Annotated in this window: 24 protein-coding genes, 1 pseudogene and 1 other annotated feature; of the genes and pseudogenes, 8 read left to right on the top strand and 17 right to left on the bottom strand. The window is 67.6% G+C overall.

Annotated features, from left to right (window positions below; genetic code table 11):
• The first annotated feature begins 45 nt into the window (after positions 1-45).
• The 5 genes from LRM40_RS19690 to LRM40_RS19670 all read left to right on the top strand — a co-directional run bounded on the left by LRM40_RS19690 (position 46) and on the right by LRM40_RS19670 (position 3915).
• Positions 46-399 carry a hypothetical protein gene (locus tag LRM40_RS19690; RefSeq protein ID WP_151125120.1) on the top strand — a complete coding sequence of 118 codons (354 nt, stop codon included), beginning with the start codon at positions 46-48 and terminating at the stop codon, positions 397-399.
• 552 nt (positions 400-951) lie between these two features.
• Positions 952-1431, top strand: a complete 480-nt coding sequence (locus LRM40_RS19685; protein ID WP_151125121.1) for a hypothetical protein — start codon at positions 952-954, stop codon at positions 1429-1431.
• Between the two features lie 55 nt (positions 1432-1486).
• Positions 1487-2074 (top strand): tetratricopeptide repeat protein, encoded by a 588-nt coding sequence (locus LRM40_RS19680; RefSeq protein ID WP_151125122.1) that lies wholly within the window; start codon positions 1487-1489, stop codon positions 2072-2074.
• Between the two features lie 114 nt (positions 2075-2188).
• Positions 2189-2809: an HAD family hydrolase gene (locus LRM40_RS19675; protein WP_170288927.1), complete on the top strand. Its 621-nt coding sequence runs from the start codon at positions 2189-2191 to the stop codon at positions 2807-2809.
• A 551-nt stretch (positions 2810-3360) separates the two neighbouring features.
• The gene (locus LRM40_RS19670) at positions 3361-3915 is read left to right on the top strand and encodes a hypothetical protein (protein ID WP_151125124.1); all 555 of its coding nucleotides are present in this window, start codon (positions 3361-3363) and stop codon (positions 3913-3915) included.
• 64 nt (positions 3916-3979) lie between these two features.
• Here the strand turns inward: LRM40_RS19670 and LRM40_RS19665 are convergent, their stop codons facing one another.
• The 3 genes from LRM40_RS19665 to LRM40_RS19655 form a co-directional block, all read right to left on the bottom strand.
• Positions 3980-4615 carry a class II glutamine amidotransferase domain-containing protein gene (locus LRM40_RS19665; protein ID WP_151125125.1) on the bottom strand — a complete coding sequence of 212 codons (636 nt, stop codon included), beginning with the start codon at positions 4613-4615 and terminating at the stop codon, positions 3980-3982.
• Between the two features lie 200 nt (positions 4616-4815).
• A complete protein-coding gene (locus LRM40_RS19660; protein ID WP_151125126.1) occupies positions 4816-5217 on the bottom strand; it encodes a PPC domain-containing DNA-binding protein in 402 nt (133 codons plus the stop codon).
• On the bottom strand, positions 5214-5936 hold the full coding sequence (locus LRM40_RS19655; protein WP_231067865.1) for a ketopantoate reductase family protein: 723 nt from the start codon (positions 5934-5936) through the stop codon (positions 5214-5216). Before LRM40_RS19655 ends, LRM40_RS19660 begins: the two co-directional genes overlap by 4 nt.
• Between LRM40_RS19655 and LRM40_RS19650 the strand changes: the two genes are divergently transcribed.
• From LRM40_RS19650 to LRM40_RS19640, 3 genes and pseudogenes are all read left to right on the top strand, one after another.
• A protein-coding gene (locus LRM40_RS19650; RefSeq protein WP_231067864.1) for an IS3 family transposase occupies positions 5935-7160 on the top strand; the annotation gives its coding sequence in 2 pieces (ribosomal slippage) (positions 5935-6223 and positions 6223-7160; 1227 coding nt in all). The genes LRM40_RS19655 and LRM40_RS19650 overlap by 2 nt on opposite strands.
• Positions 6213-6329 (top strand) — a sequence feature (AL1L pseudoknot). It overlaps the preceding gene by 117 nt.
• A gap of 74 nt (positions 7161-7234) precedes the next feature.
• On the top strand, positions 7235-7843 hold the full coding sequence (locus LRM40_RS19645; RefSeq protein WP_151123179.1) for an HAD domain-containing protein: 609 nt from the start codon (positions 7235-7237) through the stop codon (positions 7841-7843).
• Positions 7844-8415: 572 nt separating this feature from the next.
• Positions 8416-8739: pseudogene (locus tag LRM40_RS19640) on the top strand (transposase); the annotation flags it as partial.
• 521 nt (positions 8740-9260) lie between these two features.
• On the opposite strand, the gene LRM40_RS19635 reads toward LRM40_RS19640, so the two are convergent.
• The 14 genes from LRM40_RS19635 to dmpE all read right to left on the bottom strand — a co-directional run bounded on the left by LRM40_RS19635 (position 9261) and on the right by dmpE (position 22607).
• Complete coding sequence (locus tag LRM40_RS19635; RefSeq protein ID WP_233447486.1) at positions 9261-10289, bottom strand: 2Fe-2S iron-sulfur cluster-binding protein; 1029 nt, start codon at positions 10287-10289, stop codon at positions 9261-9263.
• Positions 10286-11272 (bottom strand): aromatic/alkene monooxygenase hydroxylase subunit beta, encoded by a 987-nt coding sequence (locus LRM40_RS19630; protein WP_151123181.1) that lies wholly within the window; start codon positions 11270-11272, stop codon positions 10286-10288. Before LRM40_RS19630 ends, LRM40_RS19635 begins: the two co-directional genes overlap by 4 nt.
• Before the next feature lie 20 nt (positions 11273-11292).
• Entirely contained in the window at positions 11293-11607 is a 315-nt protein-coding gene (locus tag LRM40_RS19625; RefSeq protein WP_151123182.1) for an MmoB/DmpM family protein, read from the bottom strand.
• A gap of 18 nt (positions 11608-11625) precedes the next feature.
• Complete coding sequence (locus LRM40_RS19620) at positions 11626-11961, bottom strand: monooxygenase system ferredoxin subunit (RefSeq protein ID WP_151123183.1); 336 nt, start codon at positions 11959-11961, stop codon at positions 11626-11628.
• Positions 11962-11971: 10 nt separating this feature from the next.
• The gene (locus tag LRM40_RS19615; protein WP_022981827.1) at positions 11972-12232 is read right to left on the bottom strand and encodes a toluene-4-monooxygenase system B family protein; all 261 of its coding nucleotides are present in this window, start codon (positions 12230-12232) and stop codon (positions 11972-11974) included.
• Between the two features lie 36 nt (positions 12233-12268).
• A complete protein-coding gene (locus tag LRM40_RS19610) occupies positions 12269-13774 on the bottom strand; it encodes a ferritin family protein (RefSeq protein ID WP_151123184.1) in 1506 nt (501 codons plus the stop codon).
• A 143-nt stretch (positions 13775-13917) separates the two neighbouring features.
• Positions 13918-14604 carry a response regulator transcription factor gene (locus LRM40_RS19605; protein WP_151123185.1) on the bottom strand — a complete coding sequence of 229 codons (687 nt, stop codon included), beginning with the start codon at positions 14602-14604 and terminating at the stop codon, positions 13918-13920.
• On the bottom strand, positions 14601-17543 hold the full coding sequence (locus LRM40_RS19600; RefSeq protein ID WP_170288812.1) for an ATP-binding protein: 2943 nt from the start codon (positions 17541-17543) through the stop codon (positions 14601-14603). Before LRM40_RS19600 ends, LRM40_RS19605 begins: the two co-directional genes overlap by 4 nt.
• Positions 17544-17639: 96 nt before the next feature.
• The gene (locus LRM40_RS19595; protein ID WP_151123187.1) at positions 17640-18647 is read right to left on the bottom strand and encodes a zinc-binding alcohol dehydrogenase family protein; all 1008 of its coding nucleotides are present in this window, start codon (positions 18645-18647) and stop codon (positions 17640-17642) included.
• A gap of 134 nt (positions 18648-18781) precedes the next feature.
• A complete protein-coding gene (gene thmT / locus LRM40_RS19590; RefSeq protein WP_022979328.1) occupies positions 18782-18973 on the bottom strand; it encodes a 2-hydroxymuconate tautomerase in 192 nt (63 codons plus the stop codon).
• A 19-nt stretch (positions 18974-18992) separates the two neighbouring features.
• Positions 18993-20033 (bottom strand): 4-hydroxy-2-oxovalerate aldolase, encoded by a 1041-nt coding sequence (dmpG, locus tag LRM40_RS19585; protein WP_151123188.1) that lies wholly within the window; start codon positions 20031-20033, stop codon positions 18993-18995.
• Between the two features lie 16 nt (positions 20034-20049).
• A complete protein-coding gene (locus LRM40_RS19580) occupies positions 20050-20979 on the bottom strand; it encodes an acetaldehyde dehydrogenase (acetylating) (protein ID WP_151123189.1) in 930 nt (309 codons plus the stop codon).
• A 42-nt stretch (positions 20980-21021) separates the two neighbouring features.
• Positions 21022-21810, bottom strand: a complete 789-nt coding sequence (dmpH, locus tag LRM40_RS19575; RefSeq protein ID WP_151123190.1) for a 2-oxo-3-hexenedioate decarboxylase — start codon at positions 21808-21810, stop codon at positions 21022-21024.
• Positions 21811-21821: 11 nt separating this feature from the next.
• A complete protein-coding gene (gene dmpE, locus LRM40_RS19570; protein ID WP_151123191.1) occupies positions 21822-22607 on the bottom strand; it encodes a 2-oxopent-4-enoate hydratase in 786 nt (261 codons plus the stop codon).

Below are 22607 nucleotides of genomic sequence, written 5' to 3'. Positions count from 1 at the left end.
GTTGTTGGTGGCACAAAGTGGGGTCGATAACTAGTTAGCCATCAAGTGAAGACATCCCCGCCTCCAGCCTTCGTCCAGCGTCGGATATGGCTGCTTTTTGCGGCTCTCGGTGGTCTTGCCATCGCTGCATTGGCCATCGTTTTTTTCAAGCACAGCACGGAGTTCCCCGTAAGCGCCGTTGTTGCTGCCGCGGGCCTTGTGTTTGTCTGGGGCAACTTCTCGTATTGGTGGCTGGAACTTCGCTATCCACACATGAGCGACGGGCAAGGCAGGTTCGTAAGTCGGGTCGAACTCTCAGGCTGTAGCGCGAATACATCTTCTGGAGCCTTCTTCTTTGGCTTCGCCGTCGCGGCGCTGTTCGTGACCGCCGCATTGATCAGGGTGGTGATCGATGGCTGACACTACGATGGATCGGACTGGCAGGAGCTGGCCACGATATCGTTACCTTCGCTGGGTCAGCTCTTGCCTGCCGCTCATCTTGGACGTTGGGTCTCTTAACGCCATGTCTGATCAGAAACTGTCCCGCACCCCGGAGCCAATGCGATCACCTGCCGCACTTCCACGGAACGTTCGCTGGTGAGCAGCTTGGAGCCAAATCTGGAGTGTTTCGGTACGCCGATATATCCACTGTCGCCAGACGATCAAAAAAATGCTCGGCTCAGTGCCATCTTGAACGAGGCCGCTCACGTCTTCGATTGACACGCCGAAGGCGTTGTGGCAATCCGAATACAAAGATTGCTTTGTGCGCCTCCTGATTCCCGCTTTGAAACAGAACCCGAAGCTAATCCGAAAAATCACCAACCTCAACAACCGTGTCCTTTCCATGGTCGTTTATCGTGCGGTCGATATTATCAAGAGCAACGAAGACCGCTGATCGAGGTCAACCCCATCATTCCACCGGACCTGCGCGAAAATCCGCACAAGCCGGTGAATTAAAACGTAGGTAAAGAAATGCGCCGCGCCGTCTTCCTTCTGTCGTTTTTTGTTGTCGTTGCCGCCACGATGAGCGGCATAGTATCCTGGGTTCCTGGCATAGAAAGGGTCAGCGCGGGATTGCGCTGGTGGCTCGGATTGCTCCGGCGCTTTTCCGATCCGATTCCGAGTATTATCAGCATGCACATACCCCTTGTGTTGCGGCTTCTCCTCTCTCTGATTTTTGCAATCTTGGTGGTTCGTCGCCTCGTCGCGTTTGGGCGGGAGCGAAGATTCAATATACCCAACGCCTACAGTGGTGTTCCCTATGCGCTCCTGTGCCTCTCGGCTGTCTCGTTGGTTGCGGGGGTAATCGCACTCGTAGCTGTCACACTGTTTCCACTGGGTGACTTGATGGTTGCGATTCGAATCCTCAATCCCGCAATGCTTCTTGCGCCGCTTGCCATTGCTTGGGGTGAGATCAAATCCATCGGGTCATCCAACCAAGCTTCACCCTAGCCCCTCCGGCAAGGGACCTGCCTTTGGTAGCCCCTTGCCCAGAACGTCGGCCGTCATGAATCCACCCGCTCTGCTTCTCGCTCTGATCGCAGCGGCCTCCTCTGCCACTCAAGCGTCGCCGACTAATACGTCGTGCACCCCCGAGGCTATCGCCGCTCTTGAAGCCGCCGCTTCCAAAGGCGATTTTCGAGCCCAATTCTGGCGGGGAACGCAGCTTGAAATTGGCGAGTGCGGTCCGAAAGACCTTGAGCGTGCCAACTCGCTGCTTCGCCAATCGGCGTCTCAAAGCTTCCCTCCCGCAGTTCATGTTCTCGGAGTCATTCTGCGTCGCGAAGGCAAGGACACTGAAGCAATCAAGTATTTCGAGCAGTCCGCCCAACTTGGCTATCAGGCCGGTTTCGCCGATATTGGTTTCACTTACGGCCAAGGCGATTCTCCCGTAAGAAACGCCGTGCTGTCCTACGCGTGGCTCACCGTTGCAATCGCTCGTGAAGCCAATGCGCCGTTGCGCGCGTACCTAGAGTCTTCGCGGGCCAAGGTCGCCCGCGCTCTGCCAGAGAGCGATCTTGCAAAGGCTGAATATTTCGCCGCGGGCCTGCGCGAGAAGTTCTCATCCGTCCCTGTGTGGTCGGACAAGCAATGACAGCCAACTTGGCAGTCGATCGGACCTGCGGGAAATGCCGATCGGACCGCTCACTTCCACGCAGTCCGCACCATCCTTATGCCTCTTAGCGCTGTAGTTTTTGATCTGGATGGCGTGATCGTCAAGACAAATCTCGTCAAACGCGACACGATGCTGTCTCTGTTCGCCGATATTTCTGATCAGCAGGATGCCATCAGCCGGTTCATTTTGGAGAATGGTGGCATTCCTCGCAGGATGAAGCTCGCTCAACTACTGCGCAAGTACCGACATGCAGACCCCAGCGAGGAAATGCTCTCGGAATATCTGCGTCGCTACGCCACCGCACTTGAGCACCAGCTCGCGGCAGCACACATGGTCGAAGGTGTTGCTGAGTTCATCGCATCGGATCTGGTCAGTCAACATGTGTGCTCCTCTGCACCGGAGTCAGAGGTCAGAAAGCAACTGGCCTGCAGAGGCCTGGAGGCTCACTTCGCCGCCATCTACGGAGGCGAAATGCCCAAGGCAGAGGCGTTGCGCACGATCAAGGCTGCCCATATGAATGGCCCCATCGTGTTCTTCGGTGACTCCTCTGCGGACTACGAAGCTGCTCGCGAGGCAGGCGCTGCGTTCGTTGCTGTGGTCTGTGAACATGACAATTTCCAGAGTGAATCGGTAGTTCGCATCACAGACTTCAGTCACCGAGCCGGTGTTGAGCAGGCCATTCTTCAATCCCTGGCGCAACGCCGCGCGACCTGAGCTGACCAATTTTCAGGGACTTCCCCTTCGGTCAAGCAGAGCCCGGCTGATTTCTTCTTCCCAAGCGGAGCTTGAGATTCCCGGTGCATCGCATGTCTGACAGGCGCCGCTGAGGACAGCACGAGAGACCGCCTTCCCATCTACAGACGGGCTTGTGTCGACGGTGTGACCGAGGCCCCAGATGCGAACCGCTCGGCTGGGCCCATTCGTTCAGAGTGGACGGGTGCCACAGGCGCGTCATCGCACCGGCCTGCTGCCGGTCTGAGACCTGTGATGCATCTCCGGCACTGGTGCGACGAGGGGACGGGAGAGTCTCAGAGAGTTGACGGTGCGCAGCCTCAGGAGGGCGCGTCGCCTCAGAGGAGCCGGCGCGGTCATGAGCCACGGGCCGTCCCAGCACAAGGCGACACTGTCGTCTTGCACACCCCATGTCGCAGCGATAGGCTGGACTCATTGCCCCGAAACGGAAAGCCGATCCCTGAGCCCCACATGCGGCCTGACCGCACCCGGGCCGCGATCGGCAGGGTTTTGCGTCAGCGTTGTCAGCCGTCATGCGCCACGTCATGCATACGCTCCGGCTTCCCCCTGCAGCTTGGCTGCTCGCCGCCTCTGGTCTGGCGGGTTGTGCCCACAAGCCCCCGGCGGAGCAATCGATCGACGTGCGGGTGGAGGCCGAGTCCTCCGCATGGGCCGGACCCTTGGTGTGCCAGGCCACCAACTCGGCCGGCACCTGGGCGTTCAGCGCACCGGGAACGGTCACCGTGGTGCGGTCCGCCTCGCCGCTGGAACTGACATGCCAGGTGCCCCCGGGTGCCGTCGCCGAGCCGAGCATCACCTCCGCGGGCAAAGCCTCTGTCAAAGAGCGTTCGAGGGAAGGGGCATCCACAGGCGCCAAGGTCGGCGCAGGCGCGGGCATTGCGCTGGGTGCTGCGGCTGCACCCGTGATGGGGGGCGCATTCGCCGTGCTCATCGCCGCGGGTGCGGTCATGAAGGGCGGAGAAATCGGCGGTCTGGTCGGCGCACTCCGCAGCGGCGAGCAGGACAGCTATCCCAGCCCGATCGTGCTTCACATCAAGAGCGAGCCAGCTCGGGGTGCAGGCCCGTAGCAGGTCGCTCGCGGCAGCCCGCTCTCAGTGACGGCCGGCCTCCACGCGCCGCCCGGTTCCGGGCTCAGCCCAGCGCCCAGGACAACCAGCGCCAGCGCCCGGCGGCCGGCCGCTGAAGCCCCGGCTTGGGTGCCCAGGCATGGGTGTTGGACACCTGGATGCCCGGCATCTCGCCGTCCCACTCGTGGGTCTGCACGGTGTGCCAGTCGCGCCCCAGGCGCACCGCGCCCTGGGCGTCGAACAGCACCACCATGGAGCCCTGCACCAGCGGCGCCATCAGGCGGCCAAAGCCCTCGCTGCGCAGCAGGGCCTGGGCCTGGGTGTCGTCCAGACCGGCCAGCATGTCACGCAGCAGGCGGGCCAGTTCGGCGGTGTCGCTCTGGGCCGGATCGCTGGGGGCCAGGTGGTGAATGCTGCCGTTGTGCATCAACAGCAGGCCCTCACGCACCAGATAGGGGTGTGCCAGGTCGTGGCAGATGTGGCCGTAGGTGGCCTTGCGCAGGTGCAGATAGGCCTCGGCGTCCAGCGGCAGTTGCCGGTTGAAGGCCAGCAGCTCGTCGAAGGCCATGCCCTTGGCCCAGGTCAGGCGCCCGCCATGGCGGTGGAAGACGCCCCAGCCGTGGCTGTTGCGTTGCCAGACGTTCTCCAGGAAATCAGCGGCGATCTGCCGCCCCACGGGCTTCTTGATGATCAGGCACATGTCCGGAACCAGGGCTTCGACGGGAGGGCAAGCAAGATGGATGCCTCCATCCTCGCCGTTTGTTCGACCGGACAGGCGCCGAAATGAGGGGCTTGTGCGCGGCAATCTTTCTAACGGGAGCTCCCGGCGTCTGGCTGACCGGTTTCAGGCCAGTGCAGGGCCTGGCGCGTCCATCTCGACAGCTTGCAGACAGCTTGCGTTCAGCGTCGATCCTGGATCTGCAGTTCCGTGAAGCCGGTCTGCGCATCGGGGGCGCAGCCCAGGGCCCACTCAGGAGACCAGGCCAGCAGCAGTTCGGCGGTGGTGCGCACCACATTGCCGGGCAGCAGGTGCCCGCCCAGCACCCGCCCCTGCGCATCGGCCACGCTGGCGTGCAAATGCAGTCCCTGCGGAGAGACGGTGCCCGCCAGGGTCAGCAACTCCACGGGGCCGGCCAGGCAGGTCGCGGCCTCGGCCCCGGCCAGGCGCAGCCGGGCGTCTTCCAGGCTGCCGATGCCCGAGAGTACGAAGGCCGAGCCGGTGGGCAGCTGCAAACGCACGGCCTCGGCCAGGGCCGCGCGCAGGTCGCAGCCCGGCGTCAGGCGCAAGGGCCAGGTGTTCATCCGGGCTGGACGTGCAGGGCCAGGATGTCGGCCAGCGCGCTGTTGTAGGGCGTGGCCACCCCCAGCAACGCGCCGCGGCGGCTGACGTCGCCACTCAGCCAGGGCAGTTCCAGCCGATGGCCTTGCAGCAGGTCGCGCAGCATCGATGCGGTCATGTCCGCGGGCAGCTGGTCGCAAAAGCGCAGCCGGTCCTCGGCGTAATCGGGCGGCAGCGCCACCCCTTCGGCACGGCCCACAGCCACCGCTTCGGCCATCAACGTCAACAGCAGGCGGCGCGAGGCGGGGTGGCTGCGGACCGGCCCCAGGGCGCAGCGGGTGCTGGCCGTGGCGCCGGACAGGCCCACCAGGAAGACGAACTTCTCCCAGATGGCGCGGGCGATGTCCTCGCTCAACACGGCCTCGATGCCCGCCTGCTCGCAGGCCTGGCGGAAGGCCTCCACCCGTGGCGTGCGCTGGCCGCCGTATTCGCCGAACACCAGCTTCTGCAGGGTGCCGCTGTGCGCGATCACGCCGGGCGCTTCAATGGTCGCGGCGATGTAGCAGACGCCGCCCACCACCGCCGCCTCGCCCAGCGCGGCCCGCAGCATCTCCTCCTTGACCACGCCGTTCTGCAGGGAGATGACCGCCGTGCCCGGCCCCACCAGGGGGCGGATGGCCTGGGCGGCGGCCTGAACCGCCCCGGGTTTGACGGAGGCTCCAACTCTGGAGAATGGAGCCATGAAGAAGTCCCCGAAGTTTTCCCCCGAGGTGCGCGAGCGTGCCGTGCGCATGGTGCAGGAGCATCGTGGCGAGCACCCGTCGCAGTGGGCGGCCATCGAGGCCATTGCCGGCATGATCGGCTGCGTGCCGCAGACATTGCACACCTGGGTCAAGCAGCATGAGGTGGACGCAGGCGTGCGTGAGGGGGTCTCGAGCGAAGAGGCCCAGCGCATCAAGGACCTGGAACGCGAGGTGCGCGAACTGCGCAAGGCCAACGAGATCCTGAAGCTGGCCAGCGCGTTTTTCGCCCAGGCGGAACTCGACCGCCGCATCAAGTCCTGAAGTCCTTCGTCGATCAGTACCGGGAGCAGTTTGGGGTCGAGTCGATCTGCCGCGTCCTGCAGATCGCCCCATCTGCCTACTGGCACCATGCCGCGTGCCAGCGCCGCCCTGAACTGCGCTCACGCCGTGCCCAACGCGATGAGGTCTTGATGCCTCAAGTGCACCGGGTCTGGCTGGCCAACATGCAGGTCTATGGGGCCGACAAGGTCTGGCTTCAGCTCAACCGCGAGGGCATCTCGGTGGCGCGTTGCACCGTTGAGCGCCTGATGCGCCGCCAGGGATTGCAGGGCGCGCGCAGGGGCAAGGCCCAGCGCACCACCGTTCCTGACCCGAAGTCCCCATGCCCACTGGACCGGGTCAACAGGCAGTTCCGTGCTGATCGGCCGAACCAACTCTGGGTCTCTGACTTCACCTATGTCTCGACCTGGCAGGGCTGGGTCTACGTGGCGTTCGTGGTGGATGTGTTCAGCCGACGCATCGTCGGCTGGCGCCAGAGCAGCTCGATGCACACCGAGTTCGTCCTGGACGCCTTGGAGCAAGCCCTATATGACCGCAAGCCATCGGACGATGGCAGTCTGACGCATCACTCCGACAGGGGGGCGCAATACCTGTCAATTCGCTACAGCGAGCGCCTGGCCGAGGCGGGCATCGAGCCTTCCGTGGGCTCCAAGGGGGACAGCTACGACAACGCTCTGGCCGAGACGATCAATGGGCTCTACAAGGCCGAGGTGATCCACAGGCGCGGGCCCTGGAAGACCAAACAAGCGGTGGAACTGGCCACCTTGGAATGGGTGTCTTGGTTCAACCACCACCGCCTGATGGGTCCACTGGGCTATGTGCCGCCGGCAGAGTTCGAGGCCAATTACCATCGACAACGCGCTGGTCAGGCCACGACCGTCTGACTTAAACCAACTGGCCTCCGTCAAACCCGGGGCGGTTCATCCTGCCCATTACGCCGGCGGAGGAAGCTTGGCTTGTGGCCAAGTGCGCGCACCTTGACCGCCTCGCGGCCGACGTCGAACACGGGGAAACTCTGGAGGCGCCGCGCCACTGGCCGCTGGTCTTCCTGGACCTCGACGACGTCGTTGCCGTCAATGAGCACTACGGCGGACTCGATGCCTTGGACGCAATTCGAGGCAAGCGGATCGACGCCGACCTCGTTTTCGAGCGCCTTTGGTCCCCCATGGCGCGCGAAATTCTGGTCGACCTTCACGCCCGGCACCAAGGGCACTTGCGCTGGGTCATCTCGTCGACCTGGCGGCTCAATTTCACGCGTGCTCAGCTGCAGGAGGTCATGCGCCGGTCCGGCCTGGCATGCGTTGCAGACGGCATCGAGCCCAAGGAGCGCTGGAGCACGCCACACTTTCCGGGGCTGACGCGCTGCCACGAAGTGCTCGACTGGCTGCGGAAGCACCACCGCGGCGAGCCGTATGTGATTCTCGACGACGTGTATTCGTGGGGGCGCAGTGCGTACATCGCGCCTGGCGTCGAGGTGCCTCGGACGCGGCTGGTCCTTTGCGAGGAGTGGATCGGCCTGCAGCTGCGCCACTGGCCGCGAATTGTCGCCGCGCTGTCGAAGCCCTGAGGCGATTTAGCGATTTAGTAGCAGGCGATGATGCACTGGACCGAATGCCTGCAGAGGCATTGATCCCCAGAGACACCTCCACGGAGACTTCCATGAAGGCCACGGCCATGAACTCCCGATCACACAAGACCTCACCGTCATACCGAAGCATCCTGAAGAAGGGGCATACGGTGATGCTCTCTTCCGAGATCGAGACCTTCCGCCTGGGCCAGCGGGTGTACTTCCATGCCGATGCGCGCAGCATCGTCATCCAGGACGAGCCTCAGCGAGTGACGGGTGGGCGTCTGCTGTCTTCCAGGATTCGCCGTGTAATCCGAACTCTGGCGGCCTTCGGGCCCAGGGCCCGTGGGGCGCGTAGGTGGGTGCCGGCGGCCCATTTCCAACTCGGTAGCGGCGGCATCGGGGACGTGGCCCCACATGTCCCGGAGTCCGTCGTAGCGCACGAAATCGCTTGAGGCCCGCATGCGGGCCCGGCCGTCCTCCGTGGACAGGTCGAGCTCAACGTAGTGTTCGCGGCCGTCGAGGGTGACCAGGCCGAGGCTCAGGAGCTGAGGCTGGATGAGGACTGCGAGGCCTACGCCGATGCCGGCTATCGAGGTGCCGACAAGCGGCCCGACGCCAGGGCCGGTGTGGCCTGGAACATCGCCATGCGTCCTGGCAAGCGTCGCACGCTAGCCCCGGCCAAGCCGATCGAGGCACTCACCGAGCAGCTCGGGCGGGTGAAGGCCGGCATCCAGGCGCGGGTCGAACATCCGTTCCGGGTGGTCAAACGCCAGTTCGGGCAGGTCAAGGTGCGCTATCGCGGCTTGGCCATGAACACGGCCCAGCTGCACACGCTGTTTGCGCTGGCCAATCTGTGGATGGCGCGGCGCAAACTCATCGGAGCGGTAGCATGAGTGCGACCGCAGCATGGCAGATTGCACGGGTCGCGGACCTGTTAGGGTCCTGCGAGCATGGAAACCAAAGCGAATTTGCCCTCGGCGGCATCACATTCCCATCGGCTCAGCGCACCAACACGCCGGGTTGCGAGTCGTGCAGACCTTTCCTAGCTTGTCTAGCCGCTTCCCAGCTGCGGCTAAGCCGTTGATTTAGCGCAAATGCGTGATGACGGTCAGGTCAGCCGACCTCACATTTCGTGTGCAGCGCACCCAAATCCCGTCACGTCTCGTCCGCAGCGTGGTCAGTCAGCGGCAAGGGACGGCTCCCCGTTTTACTCACAATCCACTTCAAGGGGAGTTGCCGGGGCCCTGCATGTAGACTTCAGCCCGGCCCTTGGGCCCCTGCTTCTTCCTCCCTGAGCAGGTGCGGTGCCTGATGACAGCGCGCCGCATTCTGGCCCCGGCTTGATGCCGGGCGTCTTCTTTCTGGGATCTCAGTTGGAGTCCGCGCGTTTAACGACGCGCCCGGCGCGGGCCCGTCAGACGAAGCGGTCGAAGTGCAGCTGCCCGAAGGGGACGCGGTACTGCACCATCAGCAGCTGCTGCACCGCCTCCACCATCGGCGGCGGGCCGGCGAAGTAGTGGTCGTACTGGTCCAGCGGCCCGGGCAGGGCCGGCTCGATCATCTCGTGGACGAAGCCGCAGTGGCCGGCCCAGGGCTGGCCCGGGTCCGGGGCCGACAGGGCCGTGTGGACTTGCAGCCGCGCCGGGTCCAGGCCATCGAGCTCCCGCAGGGCACCCAGCTCGGCCTGCTGCCGCAGGCCCAGGAAGAAGTGCACCCGGCGGGTGCCCGCCTCGGCCAGCACGCCACGCGCCACCGACAGCATGGGCCCCAGGCCCGAGCCCCCGGCCACGCACACCACGTCCCGCTCGCCCGGCCGCAGATGGCCATGCCCGTAGGGCCCATCCAACAGGAGGGTGGCCCCGGGCTGGAGCGTGGCGAACAGGGCCTGGCTGCCGGCGCCCCCCGGCACGCGCCGGATGATGAAGACCCAGCGCCCCTCGGCGTTGGGCAGGTTGGCCATGGAATAGGCCCGCGCCCCCGCCACGCCCGGCGGATAGAGCAGCGCGTACTGGCCGGGGCGGAACAGCGCCTGCCCGGGCGCCTGCAGCACGAGCGCGTCCATGTCGGGCGTGATCGAACGACGCCCGACCACGGTGGCCTGCATCGGCCGGGGTGGGATGGGGGCCTCCTCGTCGGGCGGCTCCAGCCGCACGCGCAGGTGGCAGTCCCGCAGCGGCCGGGACTGGCAGGCCAGGCGCTTGCCACGCCGCCGGTCGCGCTCGGACAGGCCCGGGGCCTCGGACCACAGCGTGGCCACCTCGCCCTCCACCAGCTCGTAGCGGCAGGCGCCGCAGCCGCCGACGCTGCACTCGTAAGGCCAGGGCACCCCGGCCCGCAAGGCCGCACGCAGCAGGGTGTCCTCGCCCTCGGCCATCTCGAAGGCGGGGCCGCCCTCGATCTGGATGCGCAGCGGCGGCGCAGAGGCGGTCGCTTCGCCGCTCACAGCCCCAGTCCCTCGCGCCACTGGCGGGTGGCGGCCTGGGCCCGGCCGGCCAGGTCGCCCGCCTCGGGCAGGGCCGCCACATAACGCTCGATGGCGCGCTCGGCCAGCGGCTCCCAGGCGGCCACCCAACGCTGCAGCACCGCGCGGTTGCCCTCGGTCTGCAGGGCCATCTGCACCAGGGCGGCGGCCCAGCGGCGGTGGCGCTGCGCGTCCAGCAGCTGGGCGTCGGTCAGCAGGCCCATCAGGGTGTCGCCGTTGTGGCGCGCCACCTCGCCCAGGCCGCGCAGCACGGTCTCCTCCACCGCCGGGCGCACCACCAGGCTGAAGGCGGTGAAGCTCTCGCCCCAGTCCCAGGCCACGAGCGCGCGCTCGACCAACTCGCGCCAGCCCTGCCAGGCCGGGTCCTGCTCCCAGCGTTCGCGCTCGCCGGTGGCAAAGCCGGCCGACGGGAAGGCGGTGGCCAGCTCGCGGGTGCGGTAGGCCGTGTGGGTGAGCCAGCGCAGCGCATCGGCCGTCTGGTAGGTGGCGCAGTTGGAGATCGTCGAGGCCGGGGCCATCTGCGACAGGTAGGCCGAGGCCATCTGCAGCGTGTGGAACAGGTAGCGCGCGGGGGTGTAGAGCCGGGCCAGCGTGCCGGCCCAGGCCGGCTCCAGCATGGCGTCGTGGCCCCGGGCCGAGAACTGATCGAACAGGCCCTGCACATAGGTCTCCTGCCCGTCCTGCTGCAGGTTGTAGGTGCGGTAGACCATCTCGTCCGGGTCGCGGAAGGCGTCCCAATCGGCATGCCGCAGCGGCGAGGCGTTGCGGTACTGCTTGAACCAGGTGGCCAGGCCGTGGTTGGGGTCCAGCTCGAAGGGCGCGTCGGGGTTGTCGGTGGAGAAATGCAGGTTGGTCGAGACGATCTCGTACTCGCTGGGCTTGCGGCGGCGGCCGGCCAGGTGGCTCCAGGTCTTGAGCGGCTTGAGCACTTCGGGTTGTGACATGGGGGTGTCTCCTGCTCCGGTCAGAGCGTCTTTTCGTAATAGAAGCGGACCTGCTCGTCGCCGGTCTCGATGCGTCCGGCGAAGGAGCCCAGGTTGAGCTCCAGCTCGGACATCTTGAAAGGCCGGCCCAGCGCGCGTTCCAGCGTCTCGCGGCGCAGCACGAGCTCGCCTTCGCAGTCGATGCGCACATAGGCCAGCTTGTCGTCGACGCGGATCTGCTTGCCGGGGTTGTCCTCCTCGGCAGCCTCGATCACGGCGCTGGTGATGGGGCTGGCGCGCAGCACGGGGCCGACGCGGTTGTTTCGGTAGGCCTCGGCGGTCTTGTCTTGGCTCATGGTGTGGGGTCTCGGTGGTCAGCTGTGGGCGAACAGCGGGGTGACGTCGGCGGCGTCCACCAGCACGTCCTCGCCCTCGATGCGCACGGGGTACTGCGCCAGCCGGCAGTCGCCGGGGTTGATGCCCGCGCCGGTCTGGGCGTCGAAGGTCCACTGGTGGGCGCGGCACATCAGCACCTTGCCGTCGAACTTGCCTTCGCACAGCGGGATGTCCTGGTGCGGGCAGACGCCCTGGAAGGCGCGCACCTCGCCGCCATCCATGCCCAGCAGCACGATGACGTGCCCGCCCACCTCGACCTCGGTCATCTCGCCTTCCCAGACTTCGTCCAGCGTGCAGACTTTCTGAAAGCTCATGGGCGTGTCCTCAGGCGTCGCAGAAGATGAACTCGAGCGACTCCATCGGCTGGATGTCGGTCTCGCACAGCTTCTTCTCGCGGGGGAAGAAGGTCTCGCTGCCCTGGCGGCGCACGCGCACCACCTTGCCGGGTTGGGGCCGCACCCGCCGGCCCACCGAGTGATGGGCGGCGGCGGCGGCCACCTCGTCCATGGTGTTCTCGGTGTCGACCGGCAGCAGCTGCAGCACGAAGTCGTACTGGAAATTGGAAATCAGGGGGAACAGGGCCATCGTTGTCTCCTGGAATTGGCTGGCTCGAGCGGCCTGTCAGGCCGCCTGCTTCTTGCCGCGCGGGTCGCGGTAGGCGTCGACCCAGGCATAGCCATGGGCGTCGTCGCCGATCTCGCCGGGGGCGAGGTTCATGTACTGCAGCGCACCCATCAGGTTGGGCGGCTGGATTTGCCCGGCCAGGAAGCGGTCCACCAGGGTCAGGTGGTCTCGGTAGCGCAGCGGGTCCTGCTGGAATACCCAGCGGTCGATCTCGGAGTTGAAGTGGTAGGTGCGGCCCTGGTAGGTCAGCGGGTGGTCCTTGACGTTCCAGCCCTTGCCCGGCACGGCGCAGATGGGGATCTGGCTCATGTTGCAGACGATGGGCAGGGTCTCGGGCAGGGTCAGGTCGGTGCGGCCGGCCTTGAGGTTGTCGATGATCACGTCCCAGGCCTGGCCGAAGCTGTCGTTCCAGCCGGGGTACTTCTCCTCCAGCCAGTCGCGGCAGTCGGGCGTCATGCCGGCGGCCACGTTCCACCACAGCGTCGGGCGCCAGTACCAGATGCCCATCTGGTAGGCGTGGTGCTGGTAGTCGAACTCGTGGATCATCTGGTCCCAGTACCAGGGCAGGTCCAGACCCAGGTCCAGCAGCGTGCGCTCGAACTGGCCGACGATCCATTCGCGCATGAACTCCTTGAAGGACTGCTTGCGGTGCTCCAGCGGCGTGGCGTAATCCATGGCCGTGCCGGTGAGCAGGCAGAACAGGCGCCAGGCGCGGGCAATGGCCACGTCCACCAGCTTCTGCGCCTCCTCCTTGCGCCCGTGGGCGATCAGGATCTGCAGCGCCGGCCCGCCGATCTGCGCATGGCGCGACTCGTCGGTCTGGATGCTGGAGATGAGGCTGGAAAAGGTGTAGTCGCCCGCCTCCGCCGCATCGGCCGCCAGGCCCAGGAACTGCATGTTGGTGAAGCCCGTCTCGAAGGCGAAGGTCAGCATCACCGCGATGTCGGTGGCGCTGCGCGCGAGGAACAGGTCGTCGAAGGTGTGGCGTGCCGCGATGGCCCCCCACTCGTTGGTGTGATAGGCCTTGTGCGCCCAGTCGAACTGGCGATCCTTGGCGCAGTAGCTGTGCGGGAAGTACAGCTGGATCTGGGCGTGGCGGTTCTCGTCCATCATGCCGAAGGTGGCCATGTTGCGCATGCCCGGCGCGCGGCCGAAGCGGGTCATGCGGGCCTCGGCGCTCATCGCCGCGTACTCGCCCAGGGCGATGGCGCCGTAGTGCGACTTCAGGATCGAGAGCCAGCCCGGATCGGCCTCCTCGAACATGCGGCTGCGCTCCAGCGCAGCCTTGACCGAGTAGGCCCCGGCGTCCTTCTCGCGCTGGATGCGCACGTACTCGGGGTACGAGGTCTTGTAGGGTTCGTCGTAGCTTTCCCAGGCCTGCATTGGCACGCCCTTGGCGCCGGTCATCAGATCGGGAAAGAGTTCGTCTTCGCTGACGTAGGACGGTGTCCAGTTCGTGCTGCGCGCAATGTCATACCACTCGTTGCGGTCGAGCAAGGCCATGGCGTCTGTCTCCTGTGTGTTGGCGGTGGGCCTGCTGTGAGGCCCTCTTCTCGCCCGGCACCGTGCGGTGCGGTGGGCGTGCCATGCAAATCTAGTGAGACAGACCTGGGCGCACCATTGCACAAAGGTTCAGTTCGGGCCCTTCAGCCCCCGTTCGGCCCCTGGGACATTCCCGGATCGGCGCGCGGAACGCCCAGGCGGTCGAGCATGGCGATGAGCTCGGGCAATGAGCCTGCGGCCATCTTCTCCATCATGCGGTGGCGGTGCACCTTGACGGTCACCTCCGAGATGCCCAGGCGGTCGGCCGTCTGCTTGTTGCGCAGGCCCTGCAGCAGCCAGTGCATCACCTCGCGCTCGCGCTGGGTGAGGGATTCGTAGCGCGCGCGCAGGGCCCGGCTGTCCTGCTGGGCCTGCCAGGCCTGCGCGGCCTCGGCCAGGCCCTGGGCAATGGCCCCCAGCAGGGCCTCGTCGTCGAAGGGCTTGGGCAGGAACTCGATGGCCCCGGCCTTGATGGCCCGCACGGTCATCGGGATGTCGCCATGGGCCGTCAGAAAGACGATGGGCAGCGGGCGGCCCGCCTGAGCCAGCTCGCGCTGCAGCTCCAGCCCGGTCATGCCCGGCATGCGCACGTCCAGCACCAGGCAGGCCGGCCCGTCCTGGGGCGTCTGCAGACGCTGCAGCAGCTCGGCGGCCGAGGCGAAGCTCTCCACCGGCCAGCCGGCGGACCCGATCAGGCTGGCGAGGGCCTCGCGCATCGACAGGTCATCGTCGACGACCAGCACCCGGGCCTGGCCCGGGCTAGGCGCGGTGGCGGGAACAGGCACGTTCATGGCGCCGCCCCCTCACCCACCACCGGCAGGGTAAAACAGAAGGTGGCGCCCGCCCCGGGCCGCTGCTCGGCCCACAGCCGGCCGCCGTGCGACTCGACGATGCCGCGGCTGATGGCCAGGCCCATACCCAGGCCCTGGGGCTTGCTGGTGTGGAAGGCCTGGAAGATCTCCTCGCCGGCCTGCGGGTCCAACCCCGGCCCGGCATCCTCGACCTGCACCCGCAGGCTGGCCGCATCGTGCCGGCCCAGGGTGACGCGGACCCAGCGGGGCCCTGCCCCGTCGCGGCCGATGGCCTCCATGCCGTTCATCACCAGGTTGAGCACCACCTGCTGGACCTGCACCGGATCGGCCAGCACGGCCGGCAGCCCGTCGGGCGCGGCCACCTGCAGCGTCACCCGGCGGCTCTGGGCCTCGGCCTGCACCAGCTCAATGACCTCGGCCACCACCGCGGCCAGGGCCACCGGCTGGCGGCGGCTGGCCCCGCGCTGCAGAAAGGCCCGGGTGCGGCCGATGATGTCGGCAGCGCGCCGGGCGTCGCGCACGATGCGCTCCAGCGCCGCATGGGCCTGGGGCTCGTTGGGCGGCTGGGCATCCAGCCAGCGCAGGCCGGCCTGGGCGTTGGTCGCCACGGCCGCCAGGGGCTGGTTGATCTCATGCGCCAGCGAGGCCGCCATCTCGCCCAGCGCGCTGGCGCGGGTGACCTGGGCCAGCGCCTCGCGGGCCCCGGCCAAGGCCTCCTCGGCCGCCTTCTGCTCGGTGATGTCCTCGGCCACCACCACCAGCAGCGGCGCGCCCGCGGCGGCGTCGGGCACCTGAGCCACGCTGGTGCTGGCCCACACCCCATGGCCGTCGCGGTGCAGAAAGCGCCGCTGCACGTGGTACTCGCGCACCTCGCCAGCCAGCACCCGGGCCACCCGCTCACGGCTGGCCGACTGTTCACCGGGCGGCGTGATGTCGGCCAAGCCACAGCGGCGGATCTGGGCGTCCGTGTGCCCGAGCATGCGGCTGAACGCGGGGTTGGCCCCCAGGATGCGCTCGGCCCCGTCCAGCAGCGCGATGCCCACGGGGGAGTGCTCGTAGATGGCCCACCAGCGCTGCTCCGATTCCTGCAGCGCCCGCCGGCTGACGATGAGCTGGTGGGCCAGGTGGGACAGGTCGTCGCTTTGCGAGGCCAGGGCCTGGCGCATGGCGTCGCGGGCCAGCTTCATGCTCACCAGGTTGCGCACCCGGGCGCGCAGCTCGTGCGCCGAGAAGGGCTTGGTCAGGTAGTCCTGTGCGGCCTGGGCCAGCAGTCGGGTGCGCAGCGCATGATCGTCCCGTGCGGACAGCACCAGCACCGGCACCTCGGCCAGTGCAGGCGCCTCGCGGATGGCCTGGATCAGCCGGTCGCCGGACAGGCCCGGCATCATCAGGTCGGTGACGATCAGGTCCGGCGGCGCGGCCAGGGCCTGCTGCAGCGCCGTCTGCCCATCGCCCACAGCCAGCACCCGGTGGTCGTGCCCCAGGGCCTCGCGCACGAAGCGCCGCATCTCGGGGTGGTCCTCCACCAGCAGCACCGTGGCACGGCCCGGCGGCAGCGCCACCCCCTCGGGCGCCAGCGCCTCGGCCTCGCCGGGCACGGCGGCGCACACGGCCTCTGCAGGCTGAACGGCGTCCAGTTCCGGCAAGGTGCGCGAGGCCGAGGTGAAGGCGGTCTGCAGCGGCCGGTCGGGCAGGTAGTGTTCCTCGCCGGGTTGCAGCGGCAGCTCCAGCTGGAACAGGGCGCCGCCACCCGGCGCATCGCTCACGCCGATCACGCCGCCGTGCAGTTGCACCAGCTCCTTCACGATGGCCAGCCCCAGGCCGGAGCCGCTCTGCTCGCCGGCGGCAGCGGCGCTGCCTTGGTGAAAACGGTCGAAGATGGCCTGGCGCTGCGACGCCGGCACGCCCGGCCCCGAGTCCTGCACCTTGAGCAGACAGCGCGTGCCGCCCAGCGGTTCCAGCACGCAGCGGATGCGCCCCCCCGCGGGCGTGAACTTGAAAGCGTTGGACAGCAGGTTCTGCAGCATGCGCTCGAACTGCCGCGGGTCCACCGCGGCGGGCAGGCTGGGCGGCGTGGACACGGTGTAGCTCAGGGCCCGCTTGGGGGCCAGCCACTGGAAGGGCTGGGCCACATGGCGCACCAGGGCGGCCAGGTCCACCCGGGCATAGCTGGGCGCCATGTGGCCCGCATCGACGCGGGCCAGGTCCAGCAGGTCGTTGACGTGGCCCAGCAGGGTCTCGGCGCTGCGGCGGATCAGCTGCAGACGCTCGCGCTGCGCAGGGTCCTGCCCGGCGCCCTGCTCCAGCAGGTCCTCGACCGGCCCGAGGATGAGGGTGAGCGGCGTGCGGAACTCGTGGCTGAGCTTGGCGAACAGGTCGCTCTTGAGCTGGTCCAGGCGGCGCACCTGGTCCAGCAGGTCCTGCAGCTCGGCGTTCTTGCGCACCACCTCGGCCTCGGCCCGCTTCTTGGCCGAGATGTTGCGCCCCTCGGCCAGCAGGAACACGACCTCGCCCTGGTCGTCGCGCACCGGCATCAACGAGTAGTCGACCACGATGGTCTCGTCGCCCGCGGCCTGGCCATAGACCTCCAGGTCGCAGCGCACGAACTCGCCCGCCGCGGCGCGGCGCACGATGTCGCGCTGCAGGGCCACGCTCTCGCGCGAGACCTGGAACCAGCGCGCCTCCCAGAAGGGCCGGCCGCGGATGTCCTCGAAACGCAGGCCGGCGCCCTCCAGGGCCGCGCGGTTGATCTCCAGCGTGGTGCCCTGCGCATCCAGCAGGCCCACGAACTGGTACATCGCGTCGAGCACGATGCGCGCGAGCTTCTCACGCCGGGTCTGGGGCAGGTCGGTGGCCCGCAGCGTCACGTCGCCGATCTGGCAGCCGCCGTCGACGGCGAGAGAAGGCGAAGGGCTCATGGACTGCGGCATGCCAGGGAGAGGAACCCAGGTTCTAAACGAGCCGCCCGCCTGGAGCGACGGGGCTTTCCCTCAAGCCCCACCGCCACCGCCTGCTCAGAAGCCTTCGAGCACGATCTTGCCGCGCGCGGTGCCGCTCTCGATCAGGGCATGGGCGCGGCGCAGATTGGCCGCGTCGATGCGGCCGTAGTGCTCGCCCAGCGTGGTGCGGATGCGGCCGGCGTCGACCAGATCGGCCACCCGCTCCAACAGTTCGTGCTGGCGCACCATGTCCGGCGTCTGGAAGACCGGCCGGGTGAACATCATCTCCCAGTGCAGCGACAGGGACTTGCGCTTGAGCGGCATCGCATCCAGCGTGCCCGGGTCGTCGATCAGCGCGAGGTGGCCCTGCGGGGCCAGCGCCTCGACGATCTGGGCGTAGTGCTCGGCGGTGTGGGTGATGCTGATGACATAGGGCACGGCCGGCACGCCGATGCGCGCCAGCTCCTGGGTCAGCGGCTGGCGATGGTCGATCACCGCATGGGCGCCCAGCGCGTGCAGCCAGGCCTGGGTCTCCGGGCGCGAGGCCGTGCCGATCACGGTCAGTTGCGTCAGTTGTCGGGCCAGCTGGACCAGGATGGAGCCCACCCCGCCGGCCGCGCCCACCACCAGCAGATGTTGCCCGGCCCCGCCGCCTTCGGGAATGCCCAGGCGGTCGAACAGCAGCTCCCAGGCGGTGATGGTGGTCAGCGGCAGGGCCGCGGCCTCGGCGTCGCTGAGGGTGCGCGGCTTGCGGCCGGTGATGCGCTCGTCCACCAGCACCGCTTCGGCGTAGCAGCCGGGGCGGTCGATGGCACCGGCGAAGAAGACCTCGTTGCCCGGGCGGTAGAAGCGCACCTCGGGGCCGACCGACTCGACCACGCCCACTGCGTCCCAGCCGATGACGCGCGGCGTCTCGGTCGGGGCGCCGCGCCGCACCTTGGTGTCCACCGGGTTGACGGCGATGGCGCGCACCCGCACCTTCAGGTCGCGCGGGCCGGGCACCGGCTCGGGCAGCGTGATGTCGACGAGCGAGCGGGGGTCTTCCGGCGGCAGGCCGTGCTGGGTGTAGGCGATGGCTTTCATGGCGGGCGTCTCCATGGGGTGGCGATGCCCGCCACTGTGCCTGTCCGGCACCCGGCTTTGAAGCCCCGGTGGCCCAGTTCTTCTTCAACGCAATTTTGAAGGTGAACCAGGCCGGCCGGGGCAGCGCCGGGCTGTCAGCGCCCCAGGGCCTTGGCGCTGACGCCGGCGATGCCCCAGTTCTCCTTGGGCACCTCGGTGATCCAGACGCGCACGTTCTCCTTGGGTGCGCCCACCGCCTCGACCAGGGCGGCGGTGACCTTCTCGATCACGGCGGCACGCTGTTCCTCGGTGCGGCCTTCGATGAGGTAGATCTGTGCAAAGGGCATGGTGGGTCTTCCTTCGGGTTCAAGCCGCCTGGGCGACGGCGGCGCGTTGCTTGGACAGGGTCAGCGCAGTGTCCTCGATCATGTCTTCCTGGCCACCGACCATGCCGCGCCGGCCCAGCTCGACCAGGATCTCGCGCGCCGGGATGCCGTACTTCTTCTCGGCCCGCTTGGCGAACAGCAGGAAGCTGCTGTACACGCCGGCATAGCCCAGCGTCAGCGAGTCGCGGTCCACACGGATGATGTGGTCCATGATGGGCACCACCAGGTCCTCGGCCACGTCCTGGATCTTGAAGACGTCCACCCCGGTCTGGATGCCCATGCGATCGCACACGGCGATGAAGACTTCCATCGGCGTGTTGCCCGCCCCGGCGCCCAGGCCGGCTGCGGCCGCGTCGATGCGGTTGGCCCCGGCGGCCACCGCGGCCACCGAGTTGGCCACGCCCATGGCCAGGTTGTGGTGGCCGTGGAAGCCCAGCTCGGTCTCGGGCTTGAGTGCGGCGCGCACCGCCTGCAGCCGCACCGTCACGTCGTCGGGCAGCATGTGGCCGGCCGAGTCGGTCACGTAGACGCAGTTGGCGCCGTAGCTCTCCATCAGCTTGGCCTGGGTCACCAGCTTCTCCGGGCTGGCCATGTGGGCCATCATCAGAAAGCCCACGGTGTCCATCTCGAGCTTGCGCGCGGCGGTGATGTGCTGCTCGGAGACATCGGCCTCGGTGCAGTGGGTGGCCACGCGGATGGTGTGCACGCCCAGGTCCTTGGCCATCTTCAGGTGGTCCACGGTGCCGATGCCCGGCAGCAGCAGGGCCGAGACCTTGGCCTGCTTCATCTTCGGGATCACGGTGGAGAGGTATTCCTCGTCGCTGTGGGCCGGGAAGCCGTAGTTGACCGAGCTGCCGCCCAGGCCATCGCCGTGGGTGACCTCGATCAGCGGCACGCCCGCGGCGTCCAGGCCGCAGGCGATGGAGGCCATCTGCTCGAGCGTCATCTGGTGGCGCTTGGGGTGCATGCCGTCACGCAGGGTCATGTCGTGGACGGTGATCTTCTTGCCTTGCAGGTTCATCGTTGTTCTCCTGAGTTCAGGCCACGGCTTCGGCCACGGCTTGCAGCACCAGCTCGCCCTTGAGGATCTCCTCGGCGAACATCTCGGCGGTGCGGGCGGCGGCGGCGGTCATGATGTCCAGGTTGCCGGCGTACTTGGGCAGGTAGTCGCCCAGGCCTTCCACCTCCAGGAAGACAGAGACGCGCTGGCCGTCGAAGACCGGACCGTTGACCAGGCGGTAGCCGGGCACGTACTTCTGCACCTCGGCCAGCATCTGGTGGATGGAGGCGGTGATGGCCTCGCGGTCGGGCTCGCCGGCGCTCTCGTCGACCAGGCAGTGCACGGTGTCACGCATGATCAGCGGCGGCTCGGCCGGGTTGATGATGATGATGGCCTTGCCCTTCTTGGCGCCGCCCACCTTCTCCACCGCACCGGCGGTGGTGCGGGTGAACTCGTCGATGTTCTTGCGGGTGCCCGGGCCGACAGAGCGGCTGGAGACGGTGGCGACGATCTCGCCGTAGGCCACCGGCTGCACGCGGGAGACCGCCGCCACCATCGGAATGGTGGCCTGGCCGCCGCAGGTGACCATGTTGACGTTCATCTCCTTCTTGCCCACGTGCTGCTTGAGGTTGACCGGCGGCACGCAGTAGGGGCCGATGGCCGCGGGGGTGAGGTCGATCATCAACGCACCCTGGGCGTTGACCTTGCGGCTGTTCTCGGCGTGCACATAGGCGCTGGTGGCGTCGAAGACGATCTGCACGCCATCGGCCTGCATGTGCGGCACCAGGCCGTCCACGCCCTCGGCGGTGGTCTTCAGGCCCATCTCGCGGGCGCGCTTGAGGCCATCGGACTCGGGGTCAATGCCCACCATCCACACCGGCTCCAGCACCGGGCTGCGCTGCAGCTTGGCCAGCAGGTCGGTGCCGATGTTGCCCGGCCCGATCAGGGCGCATTTGACTTTCTTCATGGGATGCCTTCTTTCAAAAAGAGGATTCGGATCGGCCGCGCCTCAGGCGAAGCGCAGCGACACGGTGCCCAGGTCCTGGAAGCGCACCGCGATGTGGTCGCCGGCCTGCACCGCGATGGCCTCGGTCACCCCGCCGGTCATGATGAAGCTGCCGGCCGGGATCTCCTGCCCGCGCGCGCCCAAGTGGTTGGCCAGGGCCGCCACGGCCGCGGCCGGGTGGCCCAGCACCGCAGCACCGGCGGCCATGGCGACGATCTTTCCGTTCTTCTCCATCACCACGCCGAGGGTGCGCAGGTCCACGTCCTCGACGTTGCGGGCACGGCCGCCCACCACGAAGCGCGAGGCCGAGGTGTTGTCGGCGATCACACTCTTCAGGTCGAACTTGAAGTCGCGGTAGCGGCTGTCGATGACCTCGACGCCCGGCAGCACGAAGTCGATGGCCGCCATCACCGCCCCCACATGGCAGCCGGGGCCGCGCAGCGGCGCCTTGGTGACCACGCAGATCTCGGCCTCCACCTTGGGGTGGATCAGCTCCTTCACCGCGATGGCCGCGCCCTCGGGGCGGCTCATGTAGTCGCTGACGAAGCCGAAGACCGGCACGTCCACGCCCATCTGCTTCATCTTGGCGAAGGAGGTCAGGCCGCACTTGAGGCCCACCGTCTTCTGGCCGCGCGCTTCCTTGCGGCGGCGGATCTCGTCCTGGATGGCGTAGGCGTCGGCCCAGTCCATGTCCGGGTGCTCGTCGGTGATCTTGGTGACGTCGTGGGCCTGCAGCTCCGCGGTCTCCAGGTGCTCGGCCAGGCCGAGGAGGGTGTTCTTGTCGAGTGCCATGGTCCCTGCCCTCATTCCACGAAACGCACCGACGTGCCGCCCAGGCCGCCGACGCTGCAGTACAGGCTGTCGCCGGCCTTGACCGGCACCAGCGGCGATTGCGAGCCCGAAAGGATCACGTCGCCCGCCTTGAGCGAGATGCCCAGGCGGCCCAGCGTGTTGGCCAGCCAGGCCACCGCGTTGACCGGCGAGCCCTGCACCGAGGCCCCGCAGGAGGTGCTGACGATCTCGCCGTTCTTCTCCAGCACCATGCCGGCCAGCGCCAGGTCCAGGTCGCGCGGGCTGCGGCGCACGCCGCCCAGGGTCAGCACGCCGCAGGAAGCGTTGTCCGCCACCGTGTCCTGGATCTTGATCTTCCAGTCCTGGATGCGCGAATCGACGATCTCGAAGCAGGGCATCACGCAGTCGGTGGCGCGCAGCACGTCGGCCGCCGTCACGCCGGGGCCGGTCAGGTCGCGGCCCAGGATGAAGGCCACCTCGGCTTCGGCCCGCGGGGCGATCAGCGAGGACACGCGCACGGGCTCGCCTTCGTTGAAGACCATGCCCGAGAGCAGATGGCCGAAGTCGGGCTGGTTCACGCCCAGCATGTCCATCACCACTTGGCTGGTGACGCCGATCTTCTTGCCCACCACCGTCTCGCCCGCGTCCAGCCGGCGCTGGATCATGCGCAGCTGGATCTGGTAGGCGTCGTCGACGGTGATGGCGGGCTCACGTTCGGTGAGCGGGGCGACGGGCTGGCGGCTTTGCAGCGCCTGGTAGAGCTCGTCGCCGTAGTGCTGGATGAGGGCAGCGTCCAT

The sequence above is a fragment of the Ideonella dechloratans genome (genome assembly GCF_021049305.1).
In the GTDB taxonomy this organism is placed as follows: Bacteria; Pseudomonadota; Gammaproteobacteria; order Burkholderiales; family Burkholderiaceae_C; genus Ideonella; species Ideonella dechloratans.
The sequence above is the reverse complement of the archived record's forward strand: the minus strand, read 5'-3'. Positions and strand labels throughout refer to the sequence as shown.